Origin of the sequence: Kitasatospora sp. NPDC091207 (genome assembly GCF_044768625.1) — a bacterium.
Classification (GTDB): Bacteria; Actinomycetota; Actinomycetes; order Streptomycetales; family Streptomycetaceae; genus Kitasatospora.
This window is the reverse complement of the sequence record NZ_JBIVVS010000031.1, coordinates 73,381-83,976: the sequence shown is the minus strand read 5'-3', so window position 1 is coordinate 83,976 and position 10,596 is coordinate 73,381. Positions and strand designations below refer to the sequence as shown.

The 10,596-nt window shown below is 71.6% G+C and carries 9 protein-coding genes; 1 reads left to right on the top strand and 8 read right to left on the bottom strand.

Going from position 1 to position 10,596, the window contains the following annotated elements; translation table 11 throughout:
- Positions 1-121: 121 nt before the first annotated feature.
- The 8 genes from rodA to ACIQTO_RS33755 all read right to left on the bottom strand — a co-directional run bounded on the left by rodA (position 122) and on the right by ACIQTO_RS33755 (position 8,945).
- On the bottom strand, positions 122-1,321 hold the full coding sequence (gene rodA, locus ACIQTO_RS33790) for a rod shape-determining protein RodA (protein WP_402396267.1): 1,200 nt from the start codon (positions 1,319-1,321) through the stop codon (positions 122-124).
- Positions 1,318-3,576: a penicillin-binding protein 2 gene (gene mrdA / locus ACIQTO_RS33785; RefSeq protein WP_402396264.1), complete on the bottom strand. Its 2,259-nt coding sequence runs from the start codon at positions 3,574-3,576 to the stop codon at positions 1,318-1,320. Before mrdA ends, rodA begins: the two co-directional genes overlap by 4 nt.
- 51 nt (positions 3,577-3,627) lie before the next feature.
- Positions 3,628-4,272, bottom strand: a complete 645-nt coding sequence (gene mreD, locus ACIQTO_RS33780; protein ID WP_402396261.1) for a rod shape-determining protein MreD — start codon at positions 4,270-4,272, stop codon at positions 3,628-3,630.
- A gap of 3 nt (positions 4,273-4,275) precedes the next feature.
- Positions 4,276-5,232, bottom strand: a complete 957-nt coding sequence (gene mreC / locus ACIQTO_RS33775) for a rod shape-determining protein MreC (RefSeq protein WP_402396259.1) — start codon at positions 5,230-5,232, stop codon at positions 4,276-4,278.
- Between the two features lie 92 nt (positions 5,233-5,324).
- Positions 5,325-6,350, bottom strand: a complete 1,026-nt coding sequence (locus ACIQTO_RS33770) for a rod shape-determining protein (RefSeq protein ID WP_305067939.1) — start codon at positions 6,348-6,350, stop codon at positions 5,325-5,327.
- 309 nt (positions 6,351-6,659) lie between these two features.
- The gene (gene ndk, locus ACIQTO_RS33765) at positions 6,660-7,073 is read right to left on the bottom strand and encodes a nucleoside-diphosphate kinase (RefSeq protein WP_360637090.1); all 414 of its coding nucleotides are present in this window, start codon (positions 7,071-7,073) and stop codon (positions 6,660-6,662) included.
- A 130-nt stretch (positions 7,074-7,203) separates the two neighbouring features.
- The gene (locus ACIQTO_RS33760; protein ID WP_402396257.1) at positions 7,204-7,551 is read right to left on the bottom strand and encodes a DUF4233 domain-containing protein; all 348 of its coding nucleotides are present in this window, start codon (positions 7,549-7,551) and stop codon (positions 7,204-7,206) included.
- Positions 7,552-7,553: 2 nt separating this feature from the next.
- Positions 7,554-8,945, bottom strand: a complete 1,392-nt coding sequence (locus ACIQTO_RS33755) for a bifunctional folylpolyglutamate synthase/dihydrofolate synthase (RefSeq protein WP_402396255.1) — start codon at positions 8,943-8,945, stop codon at positions 7,554-7,556.
- 174 nt (positions 8,946-9,119) lie between these two features.
- Here ACIQTO_RS33755 and ACIQTO_RS33750 point away from each other — a divergent pair, with 174 nt between their 5' ends.
- A complete protein-coding gene (locus tag ACIQTO_RS33750) occupies positions 9,120-10,553 on the top strand; it encodes a glycosyltransferase family 2 protein (protein WP_402396252.1) in 1,434 nt (477 codons plus the stop codon).
- The last annotated feature ends 43 nt before the right edge of the window (positions 10,554-10,596 follow it).

Here is a 10,596-nt window from a genome sequence, read left to right as displayed (position 1 = left end):
GGGGGGGGGGGGGGGGGGGGGGGGGGGGGGGGGCCCCGCGGGGGGGGGGGGGGGGGCCCCCGGGGGGGGGGCCGCCCCCGGCGCCCCCCGCGCCCCCCCCCCCGCCGGCGTTCCCGTACGCTCAGGCCGCTATCGGCCGTTGGCTCTGCACCGCCTGCAGGAGTCCGATCGCCAGCCAGGTCGCGAACATCGACGACCCGCCGTAGGAGACGAACGGCAGCGGGATACCGGCCACCGGCATGATGCCCAGGCACATCCCTATGTTCTCGAAGCCCTGGAAGGCGAACCAGGCGACCACTCCGGCGGCCACGATGGTGCCGTACAGGTCGGTGGCGTGCCGGGCGATCCGGCAGGCCCGCCAGAGCACCACGCCCAGCAGCACGATGATCGCCATCGCCCCGAGGAAGCCCAGTTCCTCACCGGCCACCGTGAAGACGAAGTCGGTCTGCTGCTCCGGCACGAACTGCCCGGTGGTCTGCGTCCCGTGGAACAGGCCCTTGCCGGTGAGCCCGCCCGAACCGATGGCGATCCGGGCCTGGGCGGTGTTGTAGCCCACGCCGGACGGGTCCAGGGCCGGGTTGGCGAAGGCCGCGAAGCGGTCGATCTGGTACTTGCTCAGCACCCCGAGCTTCCAGATCGCCACACAGCCGCCGACCCCGGCCAGGATCAGCCCGAGCACCCAGCGGTTGGCCGAGCCGGAGGCCAGCAGGATGCCCAGCACGATGACGGCCATCACCATCACCGAGCCGGCGTCCGGCATCAGCATCACGATCGCCATCGGCAGCGTGGCCCAGACCAGGCCGCGGAACACCGCCCGGTGCGAGGGGAACTCCCGCTCCCCCGCGTCCACCTGGTCCGACAGCACCACGGCCATCGCCAGCACGATCGCCAGCTTGGCGAACTCGGCCGGCTGGACGGAGAAGCCGCCGCCGAGCTGGATCCAGGAGTGCTGCCCGTTGATGGTCGAGCCGAGCGGGCTCAGCGTGGCCATCAGCAGCAGGATCACCGCGACGTACAGGAACGGCACCAGGGTGCGGAACCGCCGGCTCCCTATCCCTATCACCACCGCGCACAGCACCAGGCCGATCACCACGTTGGTGAGGTGCCGGAACAGGAAGTACTGCGGATCGCCGTGGGTGAGCGAGTCCCGGCCCCGGGTGGCCGACCAGACCAGCAGCGAGCTGCCCAGCGACAGCACCATGGCGGCCAGCAGCAGTATCCAGTCGATCCGCCAGAGCGGGGAGTCCTTGGCGAGGGCCTTCGACACCCCGCTGCGCTGCGGGGCGAGCCGCAGCTGGCGGTACGAGCCGTAGGAGGTCATGCCCGGCTCCTTCCGGTGCCCCGGTTGGGCTCGACGGCGGCGAAGTCCGCCGCGGTGGGTGCGGTCGGCGGGCCGGCCGGCTGCGCCGGGTCCAGGAAGACCCGCGGCGAGGGGCCGGTCACGCCCGGGTCCCCGGCGGCGGTGTAGCCGGCCGGCTTGATGACGGCGGTGCCGTCCGGGTTGAACTTGGGCAGCTCGGCCTGCGGCTTGGGCAGCAGTGCCTTGCCGCCGTCGATGTTGCCCTTGTCGTCGACGCCGTACAGCGCCTGGTAGATCCGCCGAATCGCGTCGCCGGAGCCACCGGAGCCGGTGCCGCCTTGGCTTATCGTCATCACGACCGCGTAGTCGTCGCTGTAGGTGGTCAGCCACGAGGTGGTCTGCTTGCCCTCGACCTCGGCGGTGCCGGTCTTGGCGTGCAGCTCGATCTTGCCCTGCGGCCAGCCGGCGCCGGTGAACTTCCAGGCGGCGGTACCGCCGGTGACGACGCCCGCGGTGGCCTGGTCGATGTAGCTGAGCAGCTTCTGGTCGCCGGGGAACTTGGCGTCCTCGTGCGGGGCGATCTCGCGGACGAGCTCCCCGCCCGGGCTTATCACCGCCTTGGCGACGGTCGGCCGGTAGAACGTGCCGCCGTTGGCGAGCGCCGAGTAGATCCGGGCCATCTGGATCGGGGTGACGAGCGTGTCGCCCTGTCCGATCGCGAAGTTGACCGAGTCACCGGCGCGCATCTGGTAGCCGTCGACGCAGTTCTCCCGGGCGATCTGGTCGGAGAAGGTGGTGCCGCCCTTCTCCGCCTGCCGGCACCAGGCGTCCTTGTTGTTGTCGAAGAAGGACTGCTTCCACTGCCGGTCCGGCACCCGCCCGGGGACCTCGCTGGGCAGGTCGATGCCGGTCTTGGCGCCGAGGCCGAACTGGTGGGCGGTCTTGTAGAACCAGTCCGCGGTGTCCTTCTTCGGCTTGATGCCGCCGTCCTTCATCCACTGGTCGTACGCCAGCCCGTAGAAGACGGTGTCGCAGGAGACCTCCAGCGCCTTCTCCAGCGTGATCGAACCGAAGTTCTCGCTCTCGAAGTTCTTGAACTCACGGCCGCCGATGGTCAGGCTCTTCGGGCACGGGTACGTCCCGTCCAGCGAGTAGCCGGCCTGCACGGCGGCGGTGGTGGAGATGACCTTGAAGGTCGAGCCGGGGGCGGACTGACCCTGTATGGCCCGGTTCAGCAGCGGGAAGTTGGAGTCCTTGCTGGTCAGCGCCTGGTAGTCCTGGCCCGAGATGCCGCCCTGCCAGAGGTTGGGGTCGTACGTCGGCGCGCTGGCCATCGCCACGATCCGCCCGGTGTGCACGTCCATGACGACCGCGGCGCCGGAGTCGGCCTCGTAGTTGCGGTTGGTCACCTTGTCGAAGGTCTTCCTGGCGTCGTTCATCGCCTGCACCAGGTTGTCCTCGACGACCTTCTGCACCCGGGCGTCGATGCTGGTCACCAGGTTGTCGCCGGTCCGCGGCTCGACGATGCCGGCGTTGCCGATCACCCGGCCGAGGTTGTCCACCTCCAGCTTGGTGATCCCGGCGGTGCCGCGCAGGTCGCGGTCGTACACCGACTCCAGCCCGGCCCGGCCGATCTGGTCGGCCGGCAGGTACCGGTCCAGGCCGGTCTTGTCGGCGGTCTTGCTGACCTCCTCGTCCGTCACCGGCGAGAGGTAGCCGAGCACCTGGGCCATGTTGGCGCCCTCGACGCCGGTGTAGTGGCGCACGGCGGTGGGCTGCGCGGTGATCCCGGGGAAGTCCTCGCGGCGCTCCATTATCTGCAGCGCCTGCTGGGTGGTCGCCTCCTTGGTGACCGGGATCGGCTGGTAGGGCGAGCCGTTCCAGCAGGGCTGCGGCGTCTTGGCGTCGCAGAGCCGGACCTTCTCCTGGACGTCCTTGGCCGGCATGCCGAGCACCTCGGCGAGCCGGCCCAGCACCGCCTTGCCGCCGTCCTTCTGCTGCAGCAGCGAGGTGCGGCTGACCGAGACCACCAACCGGGTCTCGTTGCCGGCCAGGATGCGGCCCGAGGCGTCGAGGATCTCACCGCGCACGGCCGGCTCGACCACCTCGCGGATGTGGTTGCCGGTCGCCTTGGCGGTGTAGACGCTGGCGTTGCGGATCTGCAGGTACCAGAGCCGCCCACCGAGGGTGGCGAGCAGCGAGAGCACCAGGATCTGCAGTACCACCAGACGGATCGTCACCCGCCGGGTTCGGCCGGTCTCGGGGATGTTGCTCACGTCTCGTGCGCTCCAGGGTGCGGGGTTCCGGGAATCATGGGCGGGCCGGGCCTACGGGCGCTTGGCGAAGCCGAGCGAGCGCCGCTTCTTGTAGGACGGTCCGGCCGACGTCTCGCGGGTGGTGCGGTAGCGCGCCAGCGTGCCCAGGCCGGAGCCGCCGCCCTCGTCGTCGCCGGCCGCGGCGGCCACCGGGTCACGCCCGAAGCGGCGGCCGATCAGCATCACCACCGGGACGACGAACGGCGCCAGCAGCAGGTCGTACAGCAGGGCGGTGAGCACCAGGCTGCCGAGGCCGACGTGGCGGGCGGCGGTGTCGCCGACCAGGGCGCCGACCATCGCGTAGAGCAGGGTGGAGGCGACCGCCGCGGCGGCCACCACCAGCAGCGCGCCGGAGACCGAACGCTGCCGGCCGTGGTCGGGGCGGACCAGTCCCGCGGCGTAGCCCATCAGGCAGAGCACCAGCGCGTAGCGGCCGATCGCGTGGTCGGACGGCGGCGCGAGGTCGGCCAGCAGTCCGGCGGCGAAGCCCACCAGGCAGCCGCCGGTCGGCCCGTAGACCATGGCCAGGCCGACCACCACGAGGAGCAGTATGTCCGGTGTGGCACCGGGGAGTTGGAGCCGGCCGAAGACGCTGACCTGGAGGATCAGGCCGAGCAGGACGAGGACGGCGGTGACGGGGACGCGGGCGAGGCGCATGGTTCAGTTCCCCCCAGTGGTCTTGGCGGGCGGGGCGGCGGCGGCCGGGGCGGCGGGCGCGGCCTGGGCCGGGGCGGCCGGGGCCTGACCCTGGGCGGCCGGGGCCGGCGGCAGGACGGCGTCGCGCGGGTCGGTGCGCGGTGGCACCACCACCACGCCGATCAGGTCGAGCCGGGTGAACTGGACGAAGGGCTCGACCAGGACGGTCTTGGTCAGCTGACCGGGGTTCGCCTCGACCTGGACCACCTTGCCGACCGGGACGCCGGGCACGAACGGGCGGCCGCTCTGCGAGCCGAAGGTGACCAGCCGGTCGCCCTCCTTCACCTGGGCCTTGCCGTTGAGCAGGGAGACCTTCATTGCGCTGGTGCCGCCGCCGGAGGCGAAGCCGATCTCGCCGCTGCCCTCCAGCCGGGCCCCGGCGCTGAAGCCCGGGTCGGAGGCGAGCAGGACCGTGGAGGTGGTCGGGGCGACGGTGGTGATCCGGCCGACCAGGCCCTGACCGTTGATCACCGTCATGTCCCGGGTCAGGCCGTCGTCACTGCCCGCGTCGACGGTGATGGTCCAGGAGAAGCCCTGGGCCGGGCCGATCGCGATCACCTGGGCGGCCTTGACGGTGTAGCCGCCGGAGCCCGCGGTGCGCAGCAGGTCGTCGAGCTGCTTGGTGCGTCCGCCGGCCATGTCGGAGGAGGCGAGCTTCTGGCGCAGCTCGGTGTTCTCCCGGGCCAGCTGGTCGGTGCGGCCGCTGTGGCCGGCGGCGTCGCGGAAGGCGCGGACGGTGTCGGCCACCGGGTCGACCACCGTGGCGGCGCCGCGCTCGACCGGGCCGAGGACGCCGGCGGCGGCGCGCCGGGCTCCTCCGAGCGGCGAACTCTCACCGCCCTTGATGTCCACGGTGATCAGCGCGAAGGCGACGGCCACCAGCAGGATGAGCAGCAGCCGGCTCTCTCGTGTGTCCCTCACGGTGCTGGTACTGCCCCTTCGTACCTGGCCGCCCACCCGGGCTGTGGGCCCGGGCGGGGGCCGTTCAGTTGACTACAGGTCTGACGGTTGTGCTAACGGCGCGGCTGGGCGTCGAGTACCTGCTGGAGTGCCTCGAACTCCTCGACGCACTTGCCGGAGCCGAGCGCGACGGAGTCCAGCGGGTTCTCGGCGATGTGGATCGGCATCCCGGTCTCGCGGCGCAGCCGCTCGTCCAGGCCGCGCAGCAGGGCACCGCCGCCGGTGAGCACGATGCCGCGGTCCATGACGTCGCCGGCGAGCTCGGGCGGGCACTGGTCGAGGGTGGTCTTGACCGCGTCGATGATCGAGTTGACCGGCTCGTCGATGGCCTCGCGGACCTCGGCCGCCGAGATGACGACGGTCTTGGGCAGGCCGCTGACCAGGTCGCGGCCGCGGATCTCGGCGTGCTCGTCCTTCTCGCCCTCCAGCGCGAAGGCGGAGCCGATGCTCATCTTGATCTGCTCGGCGCTGCGCTCGCCCAGGAGCAGCGAGTACTCCTTCTTGATGTGCTGGACGATCGCGTTGTCCAGCTCGTCGCCGGCCACCCGGATGGACTGCGCGGTGACGATGCCGCCGAGCGAGATCACGGCCACCTCGGTGGTGCCGCCGCCGATGTCGACGACCATGTTGCCGGTGGCCTCGTGGACCGGCAGGCCGGCGCCGATCGCGGCGGCCATCGGCTCCTCGATGATGTGCACCTGGCGCGCGCCGGCCTGCGAGGAGGCCTCGATCACGGCGCGGCGCTCGACTCCGGTGATGCCCGAGGGCACGCAGACCACGACCCGGGGGCGGGCCAGGTAGCGGCGGCGGTGGATCTTGAGGATGAAGTAGCGGAGCATCCGCTCGGTGATCTCGAAGTCGGCGATCACGCCGTCCTTGAGCGGGCGGATGGCGACGATGTTGCCCGGCGTGCGGCCGATCATCTTCTTGGCCTCGGCGCCGACCGCCAGGATGCCGCCGGTGTTGGTGTTGACCGCGACGACGGACGGCTCGTTGAGGACGATCCCCTTGCCCCTGACGTACACCAGCGTGTTGGCGGTTCCGAGGTCGATCGCCAGGTCGCGGCCGATGAACGACAGGTTGGTTGCCATGGGGTGTAGGTGCCTTCCCGGGCTCGGAGTCATTGCGGGGGTGGACGAGAGCGCGTGCCCACGGCTTGGGCGAAGACCAGCTGACCAGCCGTACCGGGCCCATGAGTCGCGTCCATCGTAGTCACGCCGGCCAGTACGGACGTCGACGTGGGGCATACCGTCCATTGTCCGGAGCGTGATCGCTTCTCCGGGCATTGGGACGCCGTGTCGGCATCCCCAGTTCCCTATTTCACGATAAGAATGCCCCGGCCGGGCCAATGGTCCCGACCGGGGCACCCGAAGGTCCCTGGGTGGTGCTTACGCGTGCGCCGGGAAGAAGATCTTGATCTCGCGCTCGGCGGACTCCGGGGAGTCGGAGGCGTGGATCAGATTCTCCCGGGTGATGGTCGCGTAGTCGCCGCGGATGGTGCCGGCACCGGCCTCCAGCGGGTTGGTGGCGCCGGCCAGCATCCGGATGCCGGGGACGACCTCCTCGCCCTCGACGATCAGCGCGATCGACGGGCCGGAGGTCATGAACTCCAGCAGCGGCTCGTAGAACGGGCGGCCGACGTGCTCCGCATAGTGCTGCTCCAGCGTCGCCCGGTCGAAGGTGCGCAGCTCGACGGCGGCGAGCCGCCAGCCGGCCTTGCGCTCGATGCGGCTGATGATCTCGCCGGCCAGGCCGCGCTTGACGGCGTCGGGCTTGAGCAGGACGAGAGTGCGCTGGGACACGGTGCGTCTCCTGGGGAATCGGTTCGGCGCGCACCCGGTTCGCGGTGCGGAGTGCGACTACGGCAGAGGTTACCTTGCGTGAGCGACGGCGCCGGGCGGGCCCGGGTGCCACCCCGTCGCCACCCCGCCGCTACCCCGCGGGGACCGCCTGGGCGGCGGCGCGGGCGGCCTTGAACTCGTCGATCTTGCGGCCGTAGTGCACCGAGCACCACCAGAGCCCGGCGAAGACCACGCCCAGTCCGAACATGGTCGGCAGGATGAAGCCGCTGGCGATCAGGCCGAGCTGGAGCGCCCAGCCGATCGCGACCGCGCCGGGGCGGGTGATCATGCCGCAGAGCAGCACGCAGAGCCCCATCGCGATGCCGGTGACGGTCCAGACCGTGCCGGTCGGCACGTCGGAGAGCTGCATCGCCACCAGTCCGGCGAACAGCGCCAGCAGTGCCTCGCCGATCAGCGTCGAGGAGCAGAGCGTCCTCATCGTCACTTCCTCCCGAGCAGCAGGCGGGCCTCGCCCACCGTGATGACCGAACCGGTGACCAGCACCCCGGCGCCGCCGAGGTCCCCGTCCTCCTCGGCGAGGCTGACGGCGGCGGTGATGGCGTCGTCGAGCCGGGGCTCGACCTGGACCCGGTCCTCACCGAAGATCTCGACGGCGAGCGCGGCCAGCGTGTCCGCGTCCATCGCCCGGTGGGTGGAGTTCTGGGTGATGACGACCTCGGCCAGGATCGGCTCGAAGGCCTCCAGCAGGCCGGCCACGTCCTTGTCGCCGCTGGTGCCGATCACGCCGACCAGCCGGGTGAAGCCGAAGGACTCACCGATCGCGGCGACGGTGGCGTGGGCGCCGTCCGGGTTGTGCGCGGCGTCCAGGACGATCGTCGGGCTGCGGCGGACGACCTCCAGGCGGCCCGGCGAGGCGACGCCGGAGAACGCCTGCCGCACCTTGTCCGCGTCCAGCTGCCCGCCGCGCGCGCCGCCGACGCCGAAGAAGGCCTCGACCGCCGCGAGCGCGAGCGCCGCGTTCTGCGCCTGGTGGGCGCCGTGCAGCGGGAGGAAGACGTCCTCGTACTCCTCGCCGCCGAGCCCGCGCAGCGTCACCAGCTGGCCGCCGATGGCGACCTCACGGCGGATCACACCGAACTCCATGCCCTCGCGGGCCACCGTCGCGTCCACCTCGACGGCACGGCGCAGGATGTTCTGGGCGGCGTCCAGCTGCTGCTGGGCGACGACCGCGATGCCGCCCGGCTTGATGATCCCGGACTTCTCGACCGCGATCTCGCCGGTGGTCCCACCCAGCTTGTCGGTGTGGTCCAGCGAGATCGGGGTGATCACGGAGACGGCGGCGTCGATCACGTTGGTGGCGTCCCAGGTGCCGCCCATGCCGACCTCGACCACGCCGACGTCCACCGGGGCGTCGGCGAAGGCCGCGTAGGCCATGCCGGTCAGCACCTCGAAGAAGGACATCGCGATCGGCTCGCGCTCGTCGACCATCCGGACGTACGGCTCGATGTCCCGGTAGACCTCGACGAACCGCTCGGGGTCGATCGGGGCGCCGTCCAGGCTGATCCGCTCGGTGACGGACTCCACGTGCGGACTGGTGTAGCGGCCGGTGCGCAGCTCGAAGGTGTTGAGGAGCTGCTCGATCATCCGGGCGGTGGAGGTCTTGCCGTTGGTGCCGGTGATGTGGATCGAGGGGAAGGACCGCTGGGGCTGGCCCAGGATGTCCATCAGCGCCTCGATCCGGTCGAGCGAGGGCTCCAGCTTGTTCTCCGGCCAGCGCTGGGAGAGCTCCACTTCGACGTCGCGCAGGACATCGCCGGAGCCGCTGTCGGCGGGGCGGAGGGTGTACGGGTTCGGGTCGGCCTTGTCGCTCACGACCACAGTCTACGGAGCGGCGCCACGCGCTCCCGACGGGGTGAGAACGACCACTTTGCCCTGTCTTTCCGATTCACCCGATTTACTATTGATTCGGCGAGTGCAGATGGCAATGAAGCTTCGATTCGCACCACAGGGAGCCATCTCACCTTTGATCACCAGGAGCACAGCCCTATGCCCGACCTCTTGCGCGAGTCCCTCCTGGTCCACCAGACCGGCGTCGTCCGGGTCGCCGAGCTGCTCTCGCTGCTGCTCCTCGGCTACATGCTCCTCGTGTTCGGCCGCTTCCTGCTCTACTGGGCCGGCTCCCGGCACGCCTTCCGGCACAACCGGCCCGCCGGGCCGGGCGAGCCGGCCGCCTTCCAGTGGCACCTGCTGATCCCCTGCCGCGACGAGGAGGCCGTCGTCACCCAGACCCTCGACGGGCTGCGGCGCTCCGCCCCCGAGGCCCACCTGTGGGTGATCGACGACGACAGCGGGGACCGCACCCGCGAGCTGGTCCTGGCCGCCGCCGAGCACGACACCCGGATCCACCTCGTCCAGCGCCGCCGTCCGCACGCCCGGATCGGCAAGGGCGCCGCGCTCAACGCCGCCTACCGCGCCGTCCACGCCTGGCTGCCCGAGTCCACCGACCGCGCCCGGGTGGTCATCGGCGTCGTGGACGCCGACGGCGAGCTGGACCCCGGCACCCTACGGCTGGTCTGCTCCGACCACGCGCTGGCCCGCCCCGACACCGGCGCCGTGCAGATCGGCGTCCGGATGCGCAACGCGGACGACGAACGGCCGCTCCCCGGACGCGGCCGGACCGCCAACGCGCTGGCCCGCGCCCTGGTCCGGATGCAGGACGTCGAGTTCCAGGCCAACAACGCCGGCATGCAGCTGCTGCGCCGGCGCACCGGCAGCGTCGGCCTCGGCGGCAACGGCCAGTTCGTCCGGCTCACCGCGCTGGACTCGCTCACCGCCGAGGAGGGCCGCGAGGGTCGCCCCTGGCCGGAGCGGGCACTCCTGGAGGACTACGAGTCGGGCCTGGAACTGCGGCTGGCCGGCTGGCGGCTGACGCACGTCACCGAGGCGCGGGTGTCCCAGGAGGGCCTGGTCTCGCTCCGGCGCTTCCTCACCCAGCGCACCCGGTGGGCCCAGGGCAACATGCAGTGCCTGCGCTACACCGGCCGGGTGCTGCGCTCACCGCACTACCGCTGGGCCGGCAAGGCCGAGGTGCTGTACACCTTCCTGCAGCCCGTGGTCTGCGTGCTGCTGGTGGTGCTCACCCCGGTCTCGATCGGGATCACGGCCGCCGGACTGGTGCTGTTCCCCGAGGACACCGCCGGCTTCCAGGCCCGGTTCGGGCCGCTGATGGCCGTCGCCTTCCTGGTCGCGACCCTGCCGATGGTCCTCTGGGGCTTCGCCTACCGCAGGCTCGTCCACCCCGGCCGGAGCCGGCTCACCGGCCTGCTCTGGGGCGTCCTGGTCTGGCTCTACGCCTACCACCTGTTCGTGGTCGCCACCCGGGCCGCCGCCCGGCTGCTGCTCGGCCGCAACGGCTGGGCCAAGACCAGGCGCAACGCCGAGACGGTCGCCGCCGGCGCCCCCACCGCCCTGGAAGCCTGAGCCCTTCCGCCCTCGAAGCCCGGGGCCCTCGAAGCCCACCGCC

Coding starts and splice junctions, on each gene's coding strand:
- ACIQTO_RS33760 (WP_402396257.1), bottom strand. CDS start 7,551: ATGAGGACGCTCTGCTCCTCGACGCTGATCGGCGAGGCACTGCTGGCG.
- mreD (WP_402396261.1), bottom strand. CDS start 4,272: ATGCGCCTCGCCCGCGTCCCCGTCACCGCCGTCCTCGTCCTGCTCGGC.
- rodA (WP_402396267.1), bottom strand. CDS start 1,321: ATGACCTCCTACGGCTCGTACCGCCAGCTGCGGCTCGCCCCGCAGCGC.
- ACIQTO_RS33750 (WP_402396252.1), top strand. CDS start 9,120: ATGCCCGACCTCTTGCGCGAGTCCCTCCTGGTCCACCAGACCGGCGTC.